25 protein-coding genes and 2 pseudogenes are annotated in these 23,701 nt (G+C 40.2%); 7 read left to right on the top strand and 20 right to left on the bottom strand.

The genetic code is table 11. The annotated features are described in order from the left end of the window. Nucleotides 1-151: 151 nt before the first annotated feature. The 7 genes from AB5618_RS17465 to AB5618_RS17435 all read right to left on the bottom strand — a co-directional run bounded on the left by AB5618_RS17465 (nt 152) and on the right by AB5618_RS17435 (nt 5,297). Complete coding sequence (locus tag AB5618_RS17465; protein WP_117754057.1) at nt 152-526, bottom strand: TnpV protein; 375 nt, start codon at nt 524-526, stop codon at nt 152-154. 3 nt (nt 527-529) lie between these two features. Then, a complete protein-coding gene (locus tag AB5618_RS17460) occupies nt 530-1,951 on the bottom strand; it encodes a plasmid recombination protein (protein WP_148463542.1) in 1,422 nt (473 codons plus the stop codon). Between the two features lie 219 nt (nt 1,952-2,170). Continuing rightward, complete coding sequence (locus AB5618_RS17455) at nt 2,171-2,398, bottom strand: DUF5348 domain-containing protein (protein WP_148463543.1); 228 nt, start codon at nt 2,396-2,398, stop codon at nt 2,171-2,173. Between the two features lie 150 nt (nt 2,399-2,548). Further along, complete coding sequence (locus AB5618_RS17450; RefSeq protein WP_330384890.1) at nt 2,549-2,782, bottom strand: complexin-2; 234 nt, start codon at nt 2,780-2,782, stop codon at nt 2,549-2,551. 115 nt (nt 2,783-2,897) lie between these two features. Continuing rightward, the gene (locus tag AB5618_RS17445) at nt 2,898-3,887 is read right to left on the bottom strand and encodes an AAA family ATPase (protein ID WP_117468399.1); all 990 of its coding nucleotides are present in this window, start codon (nt 3,885-3,887) and stop codon (nt 2,898-2,900) included. Continuing rightward, nucleotides 3,871-5,088: a site-specific integrase gene (locus tag AB5618_RS17440; RefSeq protein WP_117468400.1), complete on the bottom strand. Its 1,218-nt coding sequence runs from the start codon at nt 5,086-5,088 to the stop codon at nt 3,871-3,873. The genes AB5618_RS17445 and AB5618_RS17440 overlap by 17 nt, the downstream gene beginning before the upstream one ends. A 14-nt stretch (nt 5,089-5,102) precedes the next feature. Further along, a complete protein-coding gene (locus AB5618_RS17435; RefSeq protein WP_055053915.1) occupies nt 5,103-5,297 on the bottom strand; it encodes a hypothetical protein in 195 nt (64 codons plus the stop codon). A gap of 159 nt (nt 5,298-5,456) precedes the next feature. Between AB5618_RS17435 and AB5618_RS17430 the strand changes: the two genes are divergently transcribed. Beyond that, on the top strand, nt 5,457-6,071 hold the full coding sequence (locus AB5618_RS17430; protein ID WP_070100139.1) for a helix-turn-helix domain-containing protein: 615 nt from the start codon (nt 5,457-5,459) through the stop codon (nt 6,069-6,071). 843 nt (nt 6,072-6,914) lie between these two features. Here the strand turns inward: AB5618_RS17430 and AB5618_RS17425 are convergent. Further along, on the bottom strand, nt 6,915-7,799 hold the full coding sequence (locus AB5618_RS17425; RefSeq protein ID WP_226799365.1) for an XRE family transcriptional regulator: 885 nt from the start codon (nt 7,797-7,799) through the stop codon (nt 6,915-6,917). 41 nt (nt 7,800-7,840) lie between these two features. Next, nucleotides 7,841-8,047, bottom strand: a pseudogene (locus tag AB5618_RS17420) (helix-turn-helix domain-containing protein); the annotation flags it as partial. Between the two features lie 384 nt (nt 8,048-8,431). On the opposite strand from AB5618_RS17420, the gene AB5618_RS17415 reads away from it, so the two are divergent. Continuing rightward, on the top strand, nt 8,432-8,611 hold the full coding sequence (locus tag AB5618_RS17415) for a cysteine-rich KTR domain-containing protein (protein WP_002588768.1): 180 nt from the start codon (nt 8,432-8,434) through the stop codon (nt 8,609-8,611). A gap of 23 nt (nt 8,612-8,634) precedes the next feature. After that, a complete protein-coding gene (gene rlmN, locus AB5618_RS17410; RefSeq protein ID WP_368366931.1) occupies nt 8,635-9,624 on the top strand; it encodes a 23S rRNA (adenine(2503)-C(2))-methyltransferase RlmN in 990 nt (329 codons plus the stop codon). A 578-nt stretch (nt 9,625-10,202) separates the two neighbouring features. Here rlmN and AB5618_RS17405 read toward each other — a convergent pair. The 7 genes and pseudogenes from AB5618_RS17405 to AB5618_RS17375 all read right to left on the bottom strand — a co-directional run. Next, nucleotides 10,203-10,565, bottom strand: a pseudogene (locus AB5618_RS17405) (TnpV protein); the annotation flags it as partial. Between the two features lie 4 nt (nt 10,566-10,569). After that, nucleotides 10,570-11,985, bottom strand: coding sequence for a plasmid recombination protein (locus AB5618_RS17400; RefSeq protein WP_015541741.1), 1,416 nt, complete (start codon nt 11,983-11,985; stop codon nt 10,570-10,572). Between the two features lie 201 nt (nt 11,986-12,186). Next, on the bottom strand, nt 12,187-12,414 hold the full coding sequence (locus AB5618_RS17395) for a DUF5348 domain-containing protein (RefSeq protein ID WP_008373546.1): 228 nt from the start codon (nt 12,412-12,414) through the stop codon (nt 12,187-12,189). Between the two features lie 174 nt (nt 12,415-12,588). Beyond that, a complete protein-coding gene (locus tag AB5618_RS17390) occupies nt 12,589-12,828 on the bottom strand; it encodes a hypothetical protein (RefSeq protein WP_008793133.1) in 240 nt (79 codons plus the stop codon). Nucleotides 12,829-12,895: 67 nt separating this feature from the next. Next, nucleotides 12,896-13,972 (bottom strand): AAA family ATPase, encoded by a 1,077-nt coding sequence (locus tag AB5618_RS17385; protein ID WP_082419249.1) that lies wholly within the window; start codon nt 13,970-13,972, stop codon nt 12,896-12,898. A 175-nt stretch (nt 13,973-14,147) separates the two neighbouring features. After that, a complete protein-coding gene (locus tag AB5618_RS17380; protein ID WP_004850597.1) occupies nt 14,148-15,239 on the bottom strand; it encodes a site-specific integrase in 1,092 nt (363 codons plus the stop codon). Between the two features lie 11 nt (nt 15,240-15,250). Beyond that, nucleotides 15,251-15,445: a hypothetical protein gene (locus AB5618_RS17375; RefSeq protein ID WP_008373537.1), complete on the bottom strand. Its 195-nt coding sequence runs from the start codon at nt 15,443-15,445 to the stop codon at nt 15,251-15,253. A 232-nt stretch (nt 15,446-15,677) separates the two neighbouring features. Here AB5618_RS17375 and AB5618_RS17370 point away from each other — a divergent pair, with 232 nt between their 5' ends. After that, on the top strand, nt 15,678-16,160 hold the full coding sequence (locus AB5618_RS17370) for a helix-turn-helix transcriptional regulator (protein ID WP_008790928.1): 483 nt from the start codon (nt 15,678-15,680) through the stop codon (nt 16,158-16,160). A 257-nt stretch (nt 16,161-16,417) separates the two neighbouring features. On the opposite strand, the gene tuf is transcribed toward AB5618_RS17370, so the two are convergent. From tuf to rpsL, 4 genes are all read right to left on the bottom strand, one after another. Next, nucleotides 16,418-17,611 (bottom strand): elongation factor Tu, encoded by a 1,194-nt coding sequence (tuf, locus tag AB5618_RS17365; protein WP_117854831.1) that lies wholly within the window; start codon nt 17,609-17,611, stop codon nt 16,418-16,420. A 155-nt stretch (nt 17,612-17,766) separates the two neighbouring features. Continuing rightward, nucleotides 17,767-19,890 carry an elongation factor G gene (gene fusA, locus AB5618_RS17360; RefSeq protein ID WP_226837870.1) on the bottom strand — a complete coding sequence of 708 codons (2,124 nt, stop codon included), beginning with the start codon at nt 19,888-19,890 and terminating at the stop codon, nt 17,767-17,769. Nucleotides 19,891-19,907: 17 nt separating this feature from the next. Next, nucleotides 19,908-20,378, bottom strand: a complete 471-nt coding sequence (rpsG, locus tag AB5618_RS17355) for a 30S ribosomal protein S7 (protein WP_207664929.1) — start codon at nt 20,376-20,378, stop codon at nt 19,908-19,910. A gap of 158 nt (nt 20,379-20,536) precedes the next feature. Further along, on the bottom strand, nt 20,537-20,956 hold the full coding sequence (rpsL, locus tag AB5618_RS17350; protein ID WP_117854826.1) for a 30S ribosomal protein S12: 420 nt from the start codon (nt 20,954-20,956) through the stop codon (nt 20,537-20,539). A gap of 270 nt (nt 20,957-21,226) precedes the next feature. Here rpsL and AB5618_RS17345 point away from each other — a divergent pair, with 270 nt between their 5' ends. From AB5618_RS17345 to AB5618_RS17335, 3 genes are all read left to right on the top strand, one after another. Beyond that, nucleotides 21,227-21,373 (top strand): DUF6783 domain-containing protein, encoded by a 147-nt coding sequence (locus AB5618_RS17345; protein ID WP_308768448.1) that lies wholly within the window; start codon nt 21,227-21,229, stop codon nt 21,371-21,373. A gap of 135 nt (nt 21,374-21,508) precedes the next feature. Continuing rightward, nucleotides 21,509-22,294 carry an N-acetylmuramoyl-L-alanine amidase gene (locus tag AB5618_RS17340; RefSeq protein ID WP_243880126.1) on the top strand — a complete coding sequence of 262 codons (786 nt, stop codon included), beginning with the start codon at nt 21,509-21,511 and terminating at the stop codon, nt 22,292-22,294. A 65-nt stretch (nt 22,295-22,359) separates the two neighbouring features. Beyond that, complete coding sequence (locus AB5618_RS17335; protein WP_243880128.1) at nt 22,360-23,664, top strand: serine hydrolase; 1,305 nt, start codon at nt 22,360-22,362, stop codon at nt 23,662-23,664. Nucleotides 23,665-23,701: the final 37 nt, after the last annotated feature.

Below are 23,701 nucleotides of genomic sequence, written 5' to 3'. Positions count from 1 at the left end.
AAACGAAAGGGCAGTTAATGAAAAGTCTCCATACTGCTTTTTCGTTTGCACCACCTTCGATTCTTTCCTTAACGATTTACCTTCACTTTATTTTACCATAGTGCTTTCTAAAGTGCTATTCTAATATATACAAAAGTGTAAAAGAACGATCTCACACATATACCATGTTTTTCAATATAATCTCTTCTGCACTGGCTTTTATATTATTCATTAACCTAACCCACTTCATCTGATCCTGTGCCTTTAATTCTTCAGTTACACCCTGTTTTTCTGTCATCTGTTCCATAAGCGTTTCCACCTGTTCTCTGACTTCCTGATCGATCTGATTCAGATGTTCATTCAATTTTCCGGTCAATAACATGTATTGATATCTTGCTGATCTGTGTTCTTTTAAGAACTGCTTTCGTAACATTCCATATTTTCCATATGTAGGTTCTTCTTCTCTTAAAACCAGATCCGGCAAATAGTAATCTCCATGCAACGTATAGCTCATTCCATTTTTCTCATCATAAATCTGTTTTTTCATAGTCTAAATCTCCAATCCTTTGTATTTTGTTTTATTTTTCTTACGTTGTTGGTTTTCAATCTGGCTCTTTTGAGTTGCCCATTCCAACTGTTTCAGAACGCTTCCCTTTGGCATTTGCTCCATTCGCCGTTTTTCTTCCAGTGCCCTTTGTTCTTTAATGTCCTGCTGCACCACATCCTCTACAGTTTCCATTCCCAGAATACGCACCACTCTGTCATATCTGTCCGAAATCTCTTGTAAACGTTGATTATCATTTGATAATTTTCCATTTTCTTTACGCACATCATCTAACTGCGTTTGGATATCATCACATTTCTCCGTAGATTTTTGATATTTGTTTTTCCAGCTTTCTATCGTTTTGTTAAGTTCTACAACCTTTCCAGCTAATGCAGCAATCTGATTCTTCATCTTGATAAACAATGGCTTGATTTTATTTTCTCTGTAAGGTACTGCACGTTCAAATGTTCCTGCCTCCGGTAAAAACGTCTTAATCATTCCATATTCTTTTATTTCTTTACTGGCATTATCCATAATCGGCTGCAGCACATCTCGACGCTCTTCCAGACTTTTTACTTCTTTTTCTGCGTCCTCTGCCCTTTGTTCTGCTTCTTGTTTCTCCCTGCTTGCCTGTTCCTTATCGTCTTTTAAAATCTGGATATCTGCTCTGAATTCCGCAATTTGTGCTGTCAGTTCTTCGTTTTCTGCAGTTAGATACTCTTTCTCCTGCTCCAGCTCCTGTACTTCCTTTTTTCGCTCTTTCTTCTTGAAGTTATAAACATCCAAATGTTCCTCATGAGTACCTTTCTGTTCCCATTCAATGCCATGCTGTTTTGCAATCTCTGCCAGGACCTTTTTTTCATGGTTCATCCACTGGTTCAACTCTGTATCATGCTTATTTCCACCTTGAAATCCAAGACTTTTTAATGCCTGTTTCAACGAAACTCTGGTGTCCATTCCTTTTCCTTTCCAATCATTCACATAAGGAATAAAATCAATATGTAAATGTGGAGTAGACTCATCCTGATGTAGATAACACCCAAATACCCGTAACGTTGCATTCCGCTTCTGGAAGTCCTTTACATATTCATCCAGTATTTTTACAGCCAGATCTCCTTCTGCTGTTCCGACAGCCATATCTTCTCGATTTCCAATTTGAAAAATTACTTCGTGGAACAACTTCTCTTGTTTTCCCTGCCGGATTTTTTCATAGTAATTTGTAATCTGTCTATCTTTTCTTTTCCCGATATTATATCGTTCTACAGCTTCATCAAACAGTTCTTTATAAACTTCTTTTAAATTCTCATTCTGATAGCAAATATTTAGTTGCACTCTGTCTGAATCAACATTTTCTGCTATAAATTCCCTTCTGTTATGAGCCAGAGAACCTGTCCCGATCATACCACTAATTGTTCGTTTCAGCGTCATGTTCGTCACCCCACTTTCTAAAACCAGTGCCAGACATGGCACATAAATTTGTATCTTTACCAGCTATAGTATAAAAAGAAATCTTCGCCGGATACGGCGGTTTTGTTACTTTTGTCAAAAGTAACGCAAAAGCACTTTCGACAGCCGTTCCGTCCATCAAAAGTACCCTTGCGCCCTGCCGGGGGCTATTTTATCTCTTTCGTTACTCTCTCGACTAAATTATTCCGGTATTCTTGCCTGCACATATTCCAGATCTCCACAGTATGGCATTCCAACCAGATACCATTCTCTTGCTGGATTCATCTCCATTCTTGTCCTTACCCACTTATCATCGACCAGCACCTCAAGACCTTCTCCACAGTGAAATCCCGTATCAATCCATAAGTCCGAGGCTAATAACCCATATTTGTCATTGCTACTGTTATATCCTAATCTTCCCTGCTTCATCGAATCGTTCTCCCTTCTTCACAACTATCAAATTTACAGCAACCTCACCGTCCAGCCTCAGCTTTCCGTATGCGCCTTACCAACTTTCTTCTTGTTTACTTCTCACAGGGGCGTGACACGCTCCTGTAAAAAGGTAATCAACACGAACTGTTACCATCGAAAGCTCTCTTGCATTCCTTTTCTGTCCAGATACTCCTGCCGGAACTTTTCCCGTTCTTCTTCTGTTGGCGCAGTTTTGAATTTACTGTATGCCTCACGATTTACCATTGCATCCAGCTTTTTTTCCAGACCTTTTCTTATATCATCTGCTTCCTGTTCCTGATCCAGTAAATGATATTTTATAATCTTTCCAAATAACTCCTCTGGAATCATAACGTTTTTCAAGTTCTCACCTTCTTACAATTTATGTAAGGACGCAACACTGCAATGTCTTTACAGATTGCAACCTTGCATTTTAATTCCGCATTTTCTATATACTCTGCAATGTTGCACCCTTAATTTATTCCGGCTTAACTTTATTTAAATCCCAATACCAGGAATTACCGATTCGTCTTGCCTTAATTCCAAGTTCCTTTTTTGCATTTTCCAGTGTTCTTTTAGAAATATTCAAATCTTCTGCCATATCAAAGATTTCACTGCTTTGCACAGAAGTTGATGTTTCTGCCAGTTCCCTCAGCATCTTTTTTGCCTGTTCCAGTTTATTTACCTTTGGAGCAATTCCACCAAGCACCTCATCTGCTGTGATTTCATAGTCACCTATCCACTCAAATCCGGTTTCTGTCAGGCGAAATGCTTTGGAATGTCCAAATGCAGCCAGATTATTTTTAATCTGAACCACTGCTCTTAAGTCCGGTTCTCCCTCTATTCTTCCTACCAGTAATACGCTTCTGGCTACTGCAAAAAAGTCAATCGAACCCATTCCTCTATATGCAGCTTTATTTCCACCAGCTTTATTCATATGTCCGATTAATAAAATTGCACATTTATACTTTTCTGCCAGCAAGCTCAATCTTTTTGTCATATCCCTTGCTTCATTTGCCCGGTTCATATCCATTGTTCCTCCAAGGTATGCCTGAATCGGATCTAAAATAAGCACTCTCGCACCAGTCCGTTTGATAGCAGTTTCCAGTCTCTCATCTATCATGGAAAGTGATTTTTCTGTTTCATCTATAACCATGATTCTTTCACAGACCGCTTCTGCCAGCTCCAGTCTGGGTTTTACCGTATCTGCCAGCCCATCTTCCGCTGTCTGATAAATAATCTTTACTGGTTCTGTTACTTTCATATCGTTATCCAGACCTTCTCCTTTAGACAATCTCGCTGCAATATTTAATATCAGCGTAGTTTTTCCATCGCCCGGATCACCCTGAATGATCGTTAATTTCCCATAAGGGATAAATGGATACCAGAGCCAGTCCACTGTCTGGGACTGGACATCTGACATCTTTATCATTTTCAATTCTGTTTTATTCTCATTTCTCTGTTCCATAAATTCCTCCATTTTTCAAACTATTCTCGCCAATTATCTGTTGTTCTCTGGAAGAATCCCTGATATAATCAACTTGTCTAGGGTTGACATTTGTGGATTCGTCCCCATTTGTCACATTGCTCCGGTTGTTCGTACTTCCGGAGCTTTTTATATTTTCATCATCCAGCATATCTGCCACCACTTTCTGCTGATCTGGATATAAGTGCCCATAAGTATTCAATGTAATGCGAATGTCCGTATGTCCAAACCTTTCTTTAATCATCAATGGTTGCACTCCCTTATTGATCAGAAATGCCGCATGACTGTGACGAATGTCGTGTACTCTTATCTTTTTTACTCCGGTCTTTTGAACCACCTGTTTTAACTTATGCTGTACCGCTTCATGAACCATTGGAAAAATCCGTTCATCTTCGGGCAACTCATACAGTCTGCTAATATAGTCCTGAATCTCTTTTTTCAGAAATTCCGGTATGGAAATCGTACGGTTCGATTCTTCTGTTTTGGGAGATGTAATCACGTCCTCTCCATGCATACGGTAGTAAGTTTTATTGATATGAAGTAGATTCTTTTCAAAATCAATGTCAGCAGGTGTAATGCTGAGTGCTTCGCCTTCTCTCGCTCCTGTCCAGAATAATAATTCAAACAGCACATAATATTTGCTTCCCGGTTCTATTCCGGTCATAAACTGCCGATATTCTTCAATTGTCCAAAACTTCATTTTCTTTTTTGAAGTCTTTCCCATACGTTTTACTTTGTCACAAGGATTATCTGCCAGATTGTAGATATTCTTCGCATGATTAAACAATGCCGTCATCTGATTCTGTATTGTTTTCAGATAATCATCTGAATATCCTTTTTCAATAATCGTATTCTGCCACTGGATAATCTCTGCTGGTGTGATACTGTTCATCGGTCTGTCCTTAAAATACGGTAACAGTTGAGCATTCATCGTATCTCTTTTGTTCTTGATACTCCTGTCCTTCAATGACTGAGACTTGTCTCGGAAGTAGACTTCTACAAACTCTCCCATTGTCATATCCATGTCTGCTTTCGCTGTTCTTTTATACTCCGCTTCAAAATTTAATGCTTCTTTCTTAGTACGGAATCCTCTTTTTACTTTTCGCTTTTTGGCTCCTGTCCAGTCCTCATAATAAAATGAAACATACCAGGTTCCTCTTTCTTCATCTTTGTATGCTGCCATACTTTCTCACCCCCTTACATTGCAATCTGGGAATATCCATAAAATTTCTTTTCCCAGAATGCCCTCGGTATCTTGCCCGCAACGGTTACATATCCCTGATCTGCAAGCTCTTTGTTCAGTTTGCGAAGCAGCTTGTAAGCATATCCAAGTGAAATCCCCATGCTCTCTGCAACTTCTTCCGCTGTAATCATATAGTTCTGTCTCTGCATATCATTTCCTCCTTGTCTATAATTATCATTTTCACTGATACTATATCATTTTAAATAATCATTGTCAATAATTTTTATCATCATGAATGATATTTTTCTATATTGTTGATTTTTATCATTTGTGATATACTAATCATAGCTTTTAAGGAGGTGGATAATATGCAGGAATCATCTATTTCAGAAAAAATAAAAGAGCTGCGAACTGATCTGAAGATGAATCAAAAAAACTTTTCCGCAGCTATTGGTATACGTCAGTCAACTTTATCCAGTTATGAAAATGGTGTGGTTACTCCCTCCAATGATGTGTTATTGACTATTGCTCAGAAATTTCATGTCTCACTGGACTGGTTATTTGGATTATCTGAAAATAAAGTACAGATTTCTACTCTCAGCGATATTCTTTGGGTTTTACTGCAGATGAATGAATCCAATGAACTCCGGTATGAACTGGATATAAATAATAAACTTCCCGGTGATATAGAAACAGAAACACAGAAATGGTATGCCGGACTTCGCTTTTATGGAAATGATCCTGAACATTCTTTAAACGCAGATATGTGTAATTTTCTTGCTGATCTGCAGGAGAACAGAGAAAGCCTGGAATCTTATTTCACAGGCAAAGATATGTTTGATATGTGGAAAAAGCAGACGTTGGAATACTACACTTCCAAACCTGTCACCCATAAAGAAATTGAAGAACTGGATTTTGAGACACGAATCCGTAAACGAGATGAACTTTTAACACAGAAATTTTCCAATAACGAACAGAAATAGTATCATAACAGTATCACAGGCAGATATGCGAAGATTTTCATTTTCTTCCCATACCTGCCTGTTTTCAATTTATTCGCTATTCTTTACAGCCTTATTTTAAACTTTTTACTCAACAGAAAAACCCCGGAAACCTTACGGTTCCGGGGTATCTTACGTTTGGACACATGTACCTTGCGGTACTCAATATATATTAGTCAGTGATTACTCGATGATTGTAGCAACACGTCCTGATCCTACAGTACGTCCACCTTCACGATACTTTAATCCCGTTTTATCTCATATTTTTTATGGTTTTCTCTCCAAAATACAGTGAAAAACAGCTGAATTGCACCACCTATTTTGATTTGCCTGATTTCTTGGCACCGTTTTGGCACCGGAGAATACTCAAACCGATTCTCTTCTGTAGATACTAGATACTTCTCTACCAACTTTATATTGCACCGGTAATTTTTAACTGTTATAATCGAAACATGGGTGCTACCATAACGGTAGGCGGTTAGTCCTTCTCCAGAGGGACTGTGACCCTCTGATTACATAGAAACCTGTAAAGGAATCCAGTGGAAAGGAGGGCTAAGCCAATGAGTATTGTGGACTTCATAGCAGTAGTGAGCTTCGGCTTAACCTGCTTTAGTATCGGATATACATTAGGCAAAGATAATCATAAACCACAAAAATAACCGCCCCAGCCTGCAAACTGAACGGTTATTTTTGTAATCAATAAGTATGTGGACTAACCGTCTATCGGTAGCACTCTTTTTCTATAATCATATTAGCACGCATCTGTGGAAATGTCAAAAATTTTCTTCTTTCTCAACTACATCTATTTCCATACATTTTTACAACCTATTTCAAGTGTTCCTCAAAAATTGATTCGAGTTCCTTATTCCCCCTCAAGAATTCATACTCTTTCTTATTTTCAATTTCCGAATACAATTCACGAACAAAATTTTTTCCAAGTCCCGAAAAAGCTTTTCCCTGTGCAGTATCTTCATACCTGTAATACAAAGGGGATTGTGTCATATTCCAAGGCTTCTGTGATTCACTTAATAATCGCTTAATTAACTGGATACATTTTTCTACATCTTTTCGATATCCAGCAATCAGCAGATATGGAACTGTGTTGCCATAATTCCATAGTCCAAACAATGATATCATGTGATCTGTAATCTCAGCAATTTTCTCTGCTTTATCATGATTTCCTGTCTCTTCTTCCATTTCTATTAACTTATACAAGTAGCTTTGGATATTGATAACTGCCTGTAGCAATTTCCCTTCTAAGAATAATGCAGCAGTATCTGTTCCTTCCTGATGTGCTAATACACTTGTTTTCATAATCGTTGCATCAATTACAGTATCAGGAATTTTTTTCAAAAGGGCATTTGCTTCTTCATATTTCTCCATTTGGACATATTTTGTTGCAAGTATAAAAACGCTTGAATTTCTCACTCTTTCATCCTGACTATCTGCTGTTCGTTCCAGCCACTCAATAATAGCTGTATTATATTCCATTCGTTCTTCGTCATTAAGATCTGACAAAGTCAAAGATCCGTTCAGAACGGTTGCGATCGTATATATTAATAAGTCGCAATGAGGATACTCCTGTATTTTACGAGATGCCATCTCGAAAGCCTCTGTAAAGCTGTCCAATGAAACTTCCGAAAGTTCATTCACAAATTGTCCAATCTCTTTTTCTGTCAATTCTTCATGAAACGAAAACAATTCATTCATATCAATTTTCAATAGTCGTGCCAAAGCTGGAAGTAATGAGATACGGATATATGGTAACGCTGTATCAGCTCAAAGAATATCTGTAAACTTGGGTGCTGCCCCTTGTTCTCAATGTTCGCAAGGTAGCGCGGCGAGATAAACATTTCGTCGCCTACTTTCTTGCGGCTTTCCTTGCGTCCTTCACGCGCTGCCTTTATCGCTGCCCCAAAAGCCTTGAAGTCGTATTTTGGTACTGGTCTTTTTGCCATAGTTATTCACCCTCTTACATTTTACTGTTCCCCTTTCTTCTTGGATATGTCTACATAGTTCTATCAGTTAGCCAAAATAATTCATATATATATATGTTGACAACAAGCTGCTTTTGTATATAATATTATATAAAAGGGGGGGAATGTTTATGTTACATAGCATGCGTATTCGATAAGCATTGAAATCAAAAAAGATTTTTCCCATTTTCAATATGGGCTTTTTTGTCATGCTTATTTTGCGTATGCTATACAACAAAACTAACGACGTATAGACATAGTATAAAAACTATGCCTTAATTTTGTTGTAGTATTATATGTATAAATGCAGGTCAATGCTCATGTTGAGAATTGACCTGCATTTTTTTGCGCAAAAGGAGAAATATTATGCTTGAAAAATATTGGATAAAATGTCCAATTTGTAACGGAAAGACGAGGGTTCAAGTATTTTATAATACGGTATTAAGAAATTTTCCTCTTTTCTGCCCTAAATGTAAATTAACGCATATCGTTGATGTTGAAAAACTAGAAATCATAATCAAAAACTCTGAAAAACAAACTTTTTAATTTTGAAAAGGAAGGATATTTAAATGAAACACTTACCTAAAAGTACACCTACGGAAATATTGAATGACCCATACGGATTTACTTACAAAGAAATGTCGGAAGTAATTGGAGAGGATAAAGCAAGAGCCTTATATACGGAATTGTATAAACAGCCATTTCACAAAGAAAATCTATCAATATCAACAAAAAAAGTCTATAAAAGTAGCGATACTGAAAAGTATGTTTATGAATTGAAAGATAACAGGTATATTGAAACGGTTTTTATTAAACGGCGAGATGGTGGGACTGTTTGCGTAAGTACGCAAGTTGGTTGTTCTGTTGGCTGTATTTTTTGTGAGTCCGGACGCAATGGTTTTGTTCGTAATCTAACACCGTCTGAAATTGTGCAGCAGGTTGTATTGATACGTCAAAAAGTAAATCGTATCGTTTTTATGGGAATGGGAGAACCTTTATTCAATTACGACAACTTGATTGCAGCAATCCATATTCTTCGAGATAGAAATGGACTTAACTTTCCAACCGACGGCATTACCGTATCAACAGTTGGTCCAGTTAATCAATTAAAAAAATTGCGCGAAGAACATCTAAAAATTCAGTTGACAATATCTTTACATGCAGCAACACAGGCTGCGAGAAACTGTATCATTCCTCATATGCACATGTACGCTATTGAAGATGTTGTTAAGCAAGCATTGTCCTATTCTCAAAGGCATAATCGAAAAGTGGTATTTGCGTATTTGCTTTTACCAGGTATAAATGACCGTTCCTCAGATATAAGGCAACTTGCAAAATGGTTTAAGGGCAAAAATGTTATGATTAACGTGCTGCAATACAACCCGACGAGTAATTCAAAAATTAGAACACCACAAAAACAAGAAATGGTTGCGTTCAAACATCAATTAGAGCAAACAGGACTTGAAGTTACCATGAGAGTTTCTCATGGTAGAGAGATTAAAGCAGCTTGTGGACAGTTAGCTAATACATATAATAAAGCCAAAAAACAACAGAAATAATTTAATTAAAAGAGCCAGACGCACAGACGCAGAGCCGATAATATGCAGTTTGAAATACTGCTGTTATCGGCTCTTTTTTGATTTTAATTTGTGCCCCTAATAACCATATTGGAGCAAAATCAGAACTGTTGCTTGTCGTTCTTTGATTTCCGCAGCAGCTTTGAAAAATCAAAGCCGCCGTTTCTTTTTATCTTCTAATGAAATGACGCGGTATCACTGTTAAAAGCGGCGGCTAAAGGAGGTAGCCGCCATGAAGCACATACCCTATCGACAAAATCCGACGGTCATTGACATATCAAAAAAAGCCCGACCACCGCCGGGAACCTCTCTACCCTTGACTATGAACTGTCTAATCATCTAAATACTGCTTACAATACCTATACGCCTGTCCGGGCTTTTCGGACAGGCGTATTTTGCTGCTCAAAAAATTTTTTGAAAAAATTTCAAAAAATCTTCGGCGTTTTTCAAAAACGCCGTATTGCCCCGCGAAAAGGGGGAAGCACCACCAACTTTCCAACGAGAAAGGAGGTGAGAATGTGGAACCTAATAGCAGGGAGTTTTACAAACAATGTGCTTTTCAGAAGTTTCAACACCATTTCTTCTGCACTAGCTTTTATATTATTCATCAGTCTAACCCACTTCGTCCGATTCTGTACCTTTAATTCTTCAGTTACGCCCTGTTTTTCTGCCATCTGTTCCATAAGCATTTCCACCTGCTCTCTGCTCTCCTGATCAATTTGATTCAGGTGTTCCGTCAGCTTTCCAGTCAACAACAAATATTGATATTTTGCTAATCTGTGTTCCTTCAGAAACTGTTTCCTCAGCATTCCATATTTCCCATATATCGGTTCTTCTTCATTCAATACCAAATCCGGCAAATAATAATCTCCATGCAAAGTATAGCTTAATCCGTTCTTTTCATCATAAATGTGTGTTTCCATAATCTTATCTCTCCATTTCTCTGTTTTTTGATTTAGTTTTCTTACGCTGCTGATTCTCCATCTCGCTTTTTTTCATTCCCCATGCCAATCTTTCATGAATATTTCCCTTCGGCATTTGTTCCATCCGTCGCTTTTCTTCCAGGACTTTCTCGTTTTGAATATCCTGCTGTACTGCTGTATCTACAGTTTCTATTCCAAGAACACGCACAACACGATCATACCTATCAGAAACACCTTGTAATATATCTTTTTCTTCTGACAATTTCTGATTATCTTTACGTATATCATCCAGTTCTCTCTGAATAGCATTATATTTTTGTTTCACCTTTTGATATTTTCTCTTCCAACCTTCCACCTCTTTCGTAAGTTCTTTAACCTGAGCCGCCATTACAGCAACCTTATTCTTTATTTGAAGAAACAGTGGTTTAATTTTTTTATCTCGATAGGTTACTGCCCGTTCTAGCGTGCCCGCCTCCGGCAGTAACATTTTAACCGTTCCATATTCTTTGATTTCTTTGCTCACACTATCCATAATCGGTTGTAGCTGTTCTCTGCGATCTTCCAGGCTTTTTAGTTCTTTTTCTGCGCTCCCTGCCTTTTGTTCTGCTTCTTGCTTCGCCTTGATTGCCTGTTCCTTATCGTCTTTTAAATTCTGGATATCTGCTCTGGATTCTGCAATTTGTGCTGTTAATTCTTCTTTTTCAGCAGTTAGATGCTCTTTCTCCTGCTCCAATTCCTGTACTTCCTTTTTCCGTTCTTTTTTCTTGAAGTTATAGACATCCAGATGTTCCTCATGAGTACCTTTCTGTTCCCATTCAATTCCATACTGCTTTGCAGTCTCTGCCAGAACTTCTTTTTCATGATTTATCCACTGATTCAGTTCCGTATCATGCTTATTTCCACCTTGAAATCCAAGACTTTTTAATGCCTGTTTCAGTGAAACTCTGGTATCCATTCCTTTTCCTTTCCAGTCCGTCACATAAGGAATAAAATCAATATGGAGATGTGGAGTAGCCTCATCCTGATGCAGATAGCAACTAAATACCCGAAGTGTCGGATTCCGTTTCTGGAAATCTTTTACATACTCATCCAGTACGTTTACAGCCAGATCTCCTGCTTCTGTTCCAACAGCCATATCTTCTCGGTTTCCAATCTGGAAAATCACTTCATGGAACAACTTTTCCTGTTTTCCTTGGCGAATCTTTTCATAATAATTTGTAATCTGCCGATCTTTTCTTTTCCCGACATTATACCGTTCTACAGCTTCATCAAACAGCTCTTTATAGACTTCTTTCAGATTCTCATTCCGGTAACAAATATTTAATTGCACTCTGTCTGGATCAACATTTTCTGCTATAAAATCTCGTCTGTTATGAGCCAGAGACCCTGTCCCGATCATACCACTGATTGTTCGTTTCATCGTCATATTCCTCACCCCGCTTTCTAAAACCAGTGCCAGACATGGCACATAAATTTGTATCTTTGCCAGCTATAGTATAAAAAGAAATATTCGCCGGATACGGCGGTTTTGTTACTTTTGTCAAAAGTAACGCAAAAGCACTTTCGACAGCCGTACCGTCCATCAAAAGTACCCTTGCGCCCTCCGGGGGTACAGAGACCTTTACTCCGGTATCCTTGCCCGAATATATTCCAAATCACCACAATACGGTGTCCCTACAAGATACCATTCTCTTGCAGGATTCATTTCCATTCTGGTCTGAACCCATTCATCATCAAGCAACACTTCCAGGCATTCTCCACAGTGAAATCCTGTATCAATCCATAGATCTGATGATAATAATCCATATCTTTTGTTATAACTGTTATATCCTAATCTTCCTTCTCTCATTGTGCCAATCTCCTTTCATCTACCGTTTCCGCAGGGGCGCCCTGAATCAGGGCTCCCTTTTGAAAATTCTCTTCTACGCCAGTCAACTCCCGACTACACCTTACCAACATTCTCCTTGTCTGCTATCTACAGGTGCGTGACACGCTCCTGTAATAAAGTGTTCAGAAAGAACCTTTACCATCGAAAGTTCTCCGGTATTCCCCGTCTGTCCAGATATTCCTTCCGGAACTTTTCTCTTTCTTCTTCCGTTGGTGCTGTTTTGGATTTGCTGTATACTTCACGATTCACCATTGCATCCAGTTTTTTCTCCAATCCCAACCGTATTATTTCTTCACCATCGTAGTTATCCATCAAAAAATATTGCAAGAGCTGAAAGAATAACTCGTATGGAATCTGTACACTTTTATTTTGCATCTATTCTCCTTTCAAGGTAGCAAGATCCCCTCTTCTTAAGAAATGGTAATCTTGCCATCTTCCATTTTTATTCTGGCAACATCCAATACCATTGCTTTCCACGTTTTACGGAATCAATTTCAAGTTCCCGTTTGGCGTTCCATAGCGTTTTACTTTTGATTCCTCTGGCTTCTGCTTCTTCTGCAATTTTCTTCTGAGTCATTCCTCCATTTGCCAGTATCTCAAGGAGAAATTCTTTTGCTTTCCGACTTTTCTGTCCTCTTCCGTCTCCATTAAGAAGTTCATCGGCACTGATATCATATTCTCCAATCCATTCAAACCCATTATTCTTATCCAGTCTGAATGCAATGGACGTTCCTTCCGGTGCAAGAGAACTCTTCGTATGACATACCACTCTTACTTCCGGTTCATCTTTCACTCGCCCGACAATCAGAACACTTCTTGCAGCAGCCTGAAAATCAATGGAGCCAAGTCCTCGATAAGAAGATTTGCCGTTGCTGTTTTTGTTCATATGACCGATTAAAATAACTGCACAGTGATATTTTTCTGACAGCACTGCGATACGCTTCATCAGTGGTCTGATCTCATTTGCCCTGTGCATATCTACGTCCGCTCCCAGAAAGCCCTGTATCGGATCAAGAACAACCATTTTTGCTTTTGTCTGCACGATTGCTTCTTCCAATCTGACATCTGCCATTGTCAGTGGCTGGTCACTGTCATCAATCACCAGCACCTTTGAACAATCTGCACCTGCAGCAAGTAATCTGGGTTTGATAGTATCTCCAAGTCCATCTTCTGCTGTCTGATAGATTACATTTACAGGTGACACAGAAGACTGTTCCTGCATATTATCTTCAGCATCTAAATCTTCATTCTCACTATCGACTTCATCACTTCGTTTTTCTTTTGTTTTCGTTTTATCAGTAACAGGAAGAATCGGCTCTCCTCTGGTCAGTTTTGCAATAATCTGAAGTACCATCGTTGTCTTGCCTTCTCCTGGATCTCCCTGTATAATGGTCACTTTTCCATAAGGAATAAACGGATAAAGCAGCCATTCTACCTGTTCCACCTCTACTGAATCCATATTGATCAGTTTCAGTTTTGGTTCTATTCTACAATTCTCAATTTTATTTTTTTCATTCATATTCATTCCATCATCTCCTCCTGCCCTTCCGGGCAAGTCTCTGATGAACAGATATTCGGGAATTGTCGTATTTCCCGATTCGTGATATACTGAATCTGCCAAGATGGTATATCAGTGAATCTGATTATCAGAGAACTTGCTCAGATTATTTATCTGGGCTTTTTCTTTTGCCTTTTCAACATTCATCTCTTTCTTCTCCCAATCCGGTAACAGCATTTCCATTTTCATTATCCAGAAGATTTGCAATCTTTCTCTGCTGATTTGGATAAAGATGTCCATAAGTGTTCAATGTGATACGAATATCTTTATGACCTAATCTGTCCCGAATCAATAACGGTTCCACACCTTTCTCAATAAGATAAGCCACATGGCTGTGCCTGATATCATGCACTCGAATTTTCTTCACTCCTGCCAGCTCAATCTGCCGTTTCATCTTATGCTGTACCGCTTCCTGAACAACCGGAAATAATCTTTCTGTATCCGGCATTCCGTAATGACCATCTACAAATTCCTTAATTTCCTCTTTCAGAAATTCCGGAATTTCGATTGTCCGAAAGGACTGTTTTGTTTTCGGTTCTGTGATAATATCCTGCATTCCTGTCCGGTAATAAGTCTTATTGATACTAAGCTGATTCTTTTCAAAATTGATATCAGCTTTTGTAATCGCAAGCAGCTCCCCGATCCTGCATCCAGTCCAGAACAGCATCTCAAACATAAGATAATATCTTGTTCCCGGCTCCATTGTCTGTATAAACTGTTTGTACTCGTCCAGTGTCCAGAAGTTCAAACTTCTTGAATCTGAATTTCCCATTCGTTTCACTTTCTTGCATGGATTAACCGGCAAGTCATAGATTTTAGCTGCATGTGTAAACAGACTGGTCAACTGATTCTGAATCATTCTCAGATAAGAATCTGAATAGCCTTTTTTCTGAATTTCATTCTGCCACTGAATAATCTGTGAAGCCTTGATTTCACTCATCATCTGATTTCCGAAGTATGGAACGATATGCTGTTGCATCATATATCTTTTATTTTTGATTGTTCGATCTTTCAGATCATTTTGTTTGTCTGAAAAATAAATCTCAATAAAATCGCTCAGCTTCATATCCATACTTCGCTCATTGCTCAACTTTTTGCTTCGTTCAAACTCCAATGCTTCTCGCTTTGTTTCAAATCCACGCTTTCTGCGTTTTTTCTTCTCACCCATGACATTTGTCTCAAACCACTGGGCTGTCCATTTTTTTGTGTCTTTTTCTCTGTAAGCCATATTGATCCTCCCTAATTTTCTGCTATTTCATAGCCATACATCTTTTTTGCCCAAAACGCCTTTGGTATTCTTCCAGCCATCGTAATATATCCCTGTGCAGATAATTCTTTATTCATAGCTTTCACCAGTTTATAGGCATGAGATTTTGAGCAGTTTAATTCCTGTGCCACTTCATCAGCACTCATCATATAATTGTAACTTGCCATATTGCCTCCTCCTTTCCTCTCCAGATATAGAATACGTTTACTGTATTTCTATATCTGTACGATTTTCGTAAATTGATAATATCATGTATTTCTATCGTTGTCAATATTTCGTAAACACATTTTTACGAACTTCGTACACTATTTTTTCTTTATTTTATTCCACGTCTGTGTTATGATATTTTATAGATTTATGTTTTTCGTAATTTTCTAATATATGAAAAAGGAGGATTCTATGGGTGACGGTAAAAATTTAAAGAAATATCTTGATGAAAAAGGCACAAATGTCCGCAAAATTGCAAAGGCAACCGGAATCAGTGCTACAACCTTATATTCAATTATTCAAAAAGATTCCAATATTCGATTTGATTTTGCATTAAGACTTGCGAATGAATTGCAAATTGATGTGAATGAGATATGTTCTGCCAGTCCATTTTCTGGCACAATTAAGGAAGAAGAGATTTATCCTACACTTCCAGACGGTTTGAACGGAGCATTAGACGCAAGTCGTGTAAAGACTTACTTAAAAAATTCTATGTATCCGCTGATGTACCTTTTCGGTAAGAACAGTATGCCTGATGTAGATAATCTGCTTACATCGTTCTATCAGCTTGATGATGAATCCAGACAGGAAGTTGTGGAAACTATCCGTCTGAAATTACAATATCATCGTGATCCAGAACGTGCTGAACAAATCAAACAGATCAAAGGCTGGTAAAAAAATACTCCTGTGAATAGCAAACATTCGCAGGAGTTTCTTTTTGGCACCGTTTTGGCACCGCTGGTCTTATTTTTTAATTATAAATTTATCTGTATTTCATCTTGCTGATAAATGTTTCACTATTACTAACCTGATAAATTTACGAATAATTCTTTTCTTAGAGTACAGAAAAACCCCGGAAACCTTACGGTTCCGGGGTATCTTACGTTTGGACACAATGTACCTTGCGGTACTCAATATATATTAGTCAGTGATTACTCGATGATTGTAGCAACACGTCCTGATCCTACAGTACGTCCACCTTCACGGATAGCGAAAGTAAGACCCTGGCTCATAGCGATTGGGTGGATCAGTTCGATTGTCATCTCGATGTTATCTCCAGGCATGCACATCTCTGTTCCTTCTGGAAGGTTGATAACACCTGTAACGTCTGTTGTTCTGAAGTAGAACTGTGGACGATAGTTGTTGAAGAATGGTGTATGACGGCCACCCTCGTCTTTAGTCAGAACGTAAACCTGAGCTGTGAATTTTGTATGGCATGTGATTGTTCCTGGTTTAGCAAGAACCTGTCCACGCTCGATCTCGTTTCTCTGAACACCACGAAGAAGTGCACCGATGTTATCACCAGCCTGAGCCTCATCAAGAAGTTTACGGAACATCTCGATACCAGTTACAACAACTTTACGAGTCTCTTCTTTGATACCAACGATCTCAACCTCATCAGATACGTGAAGAACACCAGCCTCTACTCTACCAGTAGCAACTGTTCCACGTCCTGTGATGGAGAATACGTCCTCTACAGGCATAACGAATGGTTTATCTGTGTCACGCTGTGGGTCTGGAATGTAGCTATCTACTGCATCCATAAGCTCCATGATCTTATCGCCCCACTCGCTGCTCGGATCCTCAAGAGCTTTAAGAGCAGATCCTCTGATTACCGGGATATCATCTCCTGGGAAGTCATACTCGGAAAGAAGCTCACGGATCTCCATCTCAACCAGCTCAAGAAGCTCGTCATCGTCAACCATATCACATTTGTTCATGAATACAACGATGTAAGGAACACCTACCTGACGGGAAAGAAGGATGTGCTCTTTTGTCTGAGCCATAACACCATCTGTAGCAGCAACAACAAGGATAGCACCATCCATCTGAGCTGCACCAGTGATCATGTTCTTAACGTAGTCAGCATGGCCTGGGCAGTCAACATGTGCATAGTGTCTATGCTCTGTCTCATACTCAACGTGTGCTGTAGAGATTGTGATACCACGCTCTCTTTCCTCTGGAGCTTTATCAATGTTAGCGAAATCTGTAGCTACGTTACCAGCAACTCTCTCAGAAAGTACTTTTGTGATAGCTGCAGTTAAAGTTGTTTTACCATGGTCAACGTGTCCGATGGTACCAATGTTACAATGCGGTTTTGTTCTCTCAAACTTAGCCTTTGCCATTTTAAAATGTCCTCCTTGAATAGTTGGCTCATTCTCTATTAAAATAGAGCGCCATATCGATTTTAAACTTGCTATCCTTGATTATATTGCAAACCAAGGATATTTGCAAGCTTTTTATTGTTTTATATGAAATCCTGATTCAGCCTGTAGTTAAATCAGTCTTTCTTTGCCAGAACTTTCTCCTGAACACTCTTTGGAACTGGCTCATATTTCTCAAAGAACATGGAGTAGTTACCACGTCCCTGAGTTCTGGAACGAAGATCTGTTGCATATCCGAACATTTCGGAAAGCGGAACAAATCCACGGATCATCTTACCGCCGCCGATATCATCCATACCTTCGATACGACCACGACGGGAGTTGATATCACCGATAACATCACCCATGTAATCTTCTGGTGTGGTTACCTCAACCTTCATGATAGGCTCCAGAAGAATTGGGGAAGCCTTCTGCATAGCATCCTTGAATGCAAGGGAACCTGCGATGTGGAATGCCATCTCAGAAGAATCGACTTCATGATAAGATCCATCGTATACATTTGCATGTACACCAACAACCGGATATCCACCAAGGATACCAGCCTTCATAGCCTCTTCGATACCTTCTCCTACAGCCGGGATATATTCCTTCGGAATAGCACCGCCGACAACAGTAGACTCGAACTTGTACAGTTCTTCGCCGTTGGCATCCATAGGCTCGAATTTAACTTTACAGTGACCATACTGTCCACGACCACCGGACTGTTTAGCATACTTGCTGTCTACATCAACAGCCTTGGTGATTGTCTCTTTGTAAGCAACCTGAGGAGCACCTACGTTAGCCTCTACGTGGAACTCACGAAGAAGACGGTCAACGATGATCTCAAGGTGAAGCTCACCCATACCAGCGATAATGGTCTGTCCTGTTTCCTGATCTGTATGTGCACGGAAGGTCGGATCCTCTTCTGCAAGTTTTGCAAGAGCCTCACCAAGTTTGCCCTGTCCTGCTTTTGTCTTAGGCTCGATAGCCAGCTCGATAACTGGTTCCGGGAACTCCATGGACTCGAGGATTACTGGATGCTGCTCATCACAGATTGTATCACCAGTTGTGGTGAATTTGAATCCGATAGCTGCAGCAATATCACCGGAGTAAACCTTATCAAGCTCCATACGCTTGTTAGCATGCATCTGAAGGATACGGCCAACACGCTCTTTTTTGCCCTTTGTAGAGTTATATACATAGGATCCGGAATTCATTGTTCCTGAATATACACGGAAATATGCAAGTTTTCCAACGAATGGGTCTGTCATGATCTTGAATGCCAGAGCGGAGAACGGCTCTTCATCAGAAGAATGTCTCACGGTCGGGTTTCCATCCATGTCAACACCATCAATTGGTGGAATATCTGTTGGAGCAGGCATGTACTCCAGGATAGCGTCCAGAAGTTTCTGAACACCTTTGTTTCTATATGCAGAACCGCAGCATACCGGAACAGCTGTACACTCGCATGTACCTTTTCTCAGAGCTGCTTTCAGTCTGTCTGTGCTTGGCTCTTCGCCCTCAAGATATTCCATCATGAGATCGTCATCCAGCTCACAGATCTTCTCGATCAGTTCTGTATGATAAAGCTCAGCATCCTCTTTCATGTCTTCCGGGATATCGGTGATAGTAATATCATCGCCCTTCTCGTCATTGTAGATGTAAGCTTTCATTTCGAATAAGTCAATGATTCCCTTGAAGTCATCTTCTTTTCCGATTGGCAGCTGCAGGCAGATTGCATTTTTACCAAGACGAGTCTTGATCTGCTCTACTGCGCCGTAGAAGTTTGCACCAAGGATGTCCATCTTATTGATGAATGCCATACGTGGTACATTGTAGGTATCAGCCTGACGCCAAACGTTCTCAGACTGTGGCTCAACACCACCCTTTGCACAGAATACGCCGACAGCGCCATCCAGTACACGAAGGGAACGCTCAACCTCAACAGTAAAGTCTACGTGACCTGGGGTATCAATGATGTTGATACGATGCTCCAAAGCGCCTGGCTTCGGTTTACAGTTCTCTTCCAGTGTCCAGTGACATGTTGTTGCAGCGGATGTGATTGTGATACCACGCTCCTGCTCCTGCTCCATCCAGTCCATGGTAGCAGTACCTTCATGAGTATCACCAATCTTGTAGTTGACACCTGTATAGTACAGAATTCGTTCTGTAAGAGTTGTCTTACCTGCATCGATATGAGCCATAATACCAATGTTTCTGGTTCTCTCGAGCGGATATTCTCTACCTTCTTTTCCAGCCAATGGATTTTCCTCCTTGATTAGAAGCGATAGTGAGCAAATGCTTTATTTGCTTCAGCCATCTTGTGCATGTCTTCTTTCCTCTTTACAGATGCTCCGGTGTTATTGGCTGCATCCATAAGCTCGTTAGCCAGTTTCTCTTCCATGGTCTTCTCGCCTCTCTTACGGGAGAACATGGTGATCCAGCGAAGAGCCAGAGCCTGACGTCTGTCAGCTCTTACCTCGATCGGAACCTGATAAGTAGCTCCACCGATACGTCTTGCTTTAACTTCAAGCTGAGGCATTACGTTGTTCATTGCCTCTTCAAATACTTCAATTGCTGGCTTGCCAGATTTTTCTTCCATTCTGGCGAATGCTCCGTAAACAATTTTCTGTGCAACACCTTTCTTACCGTCTAACATGATGTTATTGATAAGCTTTGTAACAACTTTATTGTTGTACATCGGGTCTGCCAGAACGTCTCTTTTCTGAGTATGTCCTTTACGTGGCACGTTACTTCCCTCCTTAATCATCCTGATTATCTCATCGGTACTCACGCAGTAAACTATTGCATGTTCGCACTGGTAATGGTCCTATATTTAACCCGCAACCGACAGGGTATATGGAATACCGTACAAATCTCTATAGTCTCCGCAGCAATACGGATGGATTATTTTTTAACTTTCGGTCTCTTAGCGCCGTATTTGGAACGGGCCTGTTTTCTGTTAGCAACACCTGCGGTATCAAGAGTACCTCTGATGATGTGGTATCTTGTACCAGGTAAGTCCTTAACCCTTCCTCCACGGATCAGAACAACGCTATGCTCCTGAAGGTTGTGACCTTCTCCTGGGATGTAGCTTGTTACTTCGATTCCGTTGGAAAGACGAACTCTGGCGATTTTTCTAAGAGCTGAGTTAGGCTTCTTAGGAGTAGCTGTTTTAACAGCTGTGCAAACGCCACGTTTCTGTGGTGCAGACTGCTCAACTGCTTTCTTTCTTAAAGAGTTATAAGTTCTCTGCAGAGCCGGAGCTGTAGATTTCTTAACAGCTGTCTGGCGTCCTTTTCTTACTAACTGGTTGAATGTTGGCATTCCATTTCACCTCCCGATTTATTTCTCCATAGATTGTTCTATGGGGTTTCCTTGCGGTTGCTATTATCTTAGTAAGCGCGGAAAAAAATGCCTTATTTCGCACGCTTTTTGATTATATCCTGTCTGCATATCTCTGTCAAGGTGTTTTTCATCAATTTTTCCTTATTTTTCAAGGTTTTTACAATTTATCACGGTGAATTATAAATAGGTTTCTTCTTATTATAATGTATTTTTTACTGCTGTTCTGGAGCGTGTAAAAAAATCATTCCCGTGATCTGCATCACAATTTGTGGGAGATTTCGCTCGGATGAGGGCGCCTTAGCGGGCTACGGTAACCGAATTCGGGTAAAATATACCGCAAATTGTGACGCACATCTTGCAGAAAGCCTTTTTCAAACACGCTCTAGGAAAACTTAACTTTACATTGCATTCACAGCTTCACATTATTATAATAAGAAACAAGAACTTTTCAGCACCTCTACAGTACCTGCTTTTCGAAATACAATCTGCTGAATAGTCGAAAAAAAAATTAACATGAACAGGAGTATACATATGTGTTTCAAAAAAGCAGTGGCTAAATCCAGTAGATTCTCCCGGATTTTTGCATTTGGCCTCATGATTTTTTCCGGAGCAGGACTTATAAATCTGTGCACTGTCTGTGCTGAGACCACTGACGATCTTCAGGGACCGCCTGTAGCCCAGTCACATATAATCGGTATTGATCCCGGTCATCAGGGTCCAAATGTGGATATGAGTGACCTTGAACCTCTTGGTCCAGGTTCCACAGAAATGAAAGCCAAAGCCTCAACAGGAACCCAGGGAACTTTTTCAGGTCTGCCTGAATACCAGCTAAATCTGGATGTTTCTTTAAAGCTGCAGCAGATTCTGGAAGACCGTGGCTATCAGACAGTTCTCACCAGAACGGATAATGATACTGCCATCAGCAATAAAGAGCGAGCTGAATATGTAGCCGGTCAGGGGGCTGATATTTGCGTGCGCATCCACGCCAATGGTGCTGAGTCTTCCTCTGCTGCCGGTGCACTTACCATTTCCCCCTCCTCTTCCAATCCTTATGTATCCCAGCTCTATGATGATTCCAACATCCTTTCCCAGTTCATTCTGGATGCCTATTGTGACGCAACCGGATTTGAAAACCGCGGCGTAACATATGCCGACAATATGACTGGAATTAATTGGAGCACCATTCCGGTAACTATTGTGGAAATGGGATTTATGACCAATGAATCTGACGATCTGAAAATGAGCGATCCGGATTTTCAGGACACAATGGCATCCGGAATCGCAGATGGGATTGATGCATATTTTGCGGAAAAATAAATCTGGATTTATTGCCATAAAATAATGTCTCTTCCAGATATTTCATTGATTCGAAAGGAGAACTTATGAAAAATAATAGAAAGAAACAAACCTCTTCTTATCTGCTGATTTTTCTTGGCATTGTCGCTGCTTTACTGATTCTTATCATTCTTTACCTTACTTTCTTCAGAAAGGACAGCCAGAGCAGTATTAATCTGGCAAAAAATGATTCAGCAACAGATCAGACTGAAGATTTCACTGACAGTGAAACTTTCAGTTTTACCTCTGGTGATGAGACTTCTGATGACGCCGACCAGAGCGGCTTTGTTTCTGATGATGGAAGTTCCGACAGCGAAGCTTCTACTGATGCTTCTTCTGTCCAGGGACCTTCCCGGAAAGAAAGTGCAGGTCCTGTGCAGTCTTCTCCAGCTCCGGAGGAAGTAACTGTTCCTTATCAGACTCCTGCTGCCAATGCAGAACCAGTAGGTCCTTCCCAGTCATCCGGTTCCGACTCCGCGCAAACAACAGATGGCACTTCCCAGGAAAAAGAAGATTCTTCCATGACTGCTATTACCCCCGAACTTTCTGACGATGACGGCACCATCTCTCCCTCTCACGGAAGTTCTGCTTTTGACAACAAATCCGATGAAAAGATGGATACTCTGGTCACTCAGATCCAATCCCAGCTTCCTGGGGCAAACGGTTCCTGGAGTGTTTATATTTGTGACCTTGCAGGCGGCTCAGAGGCTACGATCAATGATTCTCCAATGCAGGCAGCCAGCCTGATCAAGCTTTTCATTATGGGTGCAGTATATGAGAATTATGATTCTTTGTCCCAGCAGTATGGTTCTGCCACCCTGGATTCCTATCTGACACCAATGATCACCGTCAGTGACAATGACGCGGCAAACAGTCTGGTTTCCTGCCTGGGAGGTGGCGACAGCACTGCAGGTATGCAGAAAGTAAACAGTTTCTGTCAGTCTCACGGCTACACAAATACTTCCATGGGACGACTGCTTCTTGCCAGCAACGAATTCGGAGATAATTACACTTCTGCCTATGACTGTGGAAAATTCCTAAAAGAAATTTACCAGATCTGCTCTGGTACTACTCAGACGCCAAGCCTTTTACATGCAGAAGAAATGTATTCCCTTCTGAAACAGCAGCAACGTACCAACAAGATTCCTGCTGCCCTGCCAGAGGGCGTCAGCGTTGCCAACAAAACCGGCGAGCTTTCCGATGTAGAAAATGATGCCGGAATCCTGTACAACGCACAGGGCGGAAATGATCTGGTCATCGTCTTCCTTTCCCAGAACCTCTCCAGCCCGGGAGAAGCCCAGAATACAATTGCACAGCTTAGCCGCAGTATTTATCTCTACTATAATGATTAACCTTAATTGCTATTAAAAATGCGCAGTGCCTCCAAAC

This window comes from Ruminococcus sp. J1101004sp1_RTP21198st1_B9_RTP21198_201120 (assembly GCF_040924245.1).
Lineage (GTDB): Bacteria > Bacillota > Clostridia > Lachnospirales > Lachnospiraceae > Blautia_A > Blautia_A faecis.
This window is presented reverse-complemented; position numbering and strand designations above follow the sequence as displayed.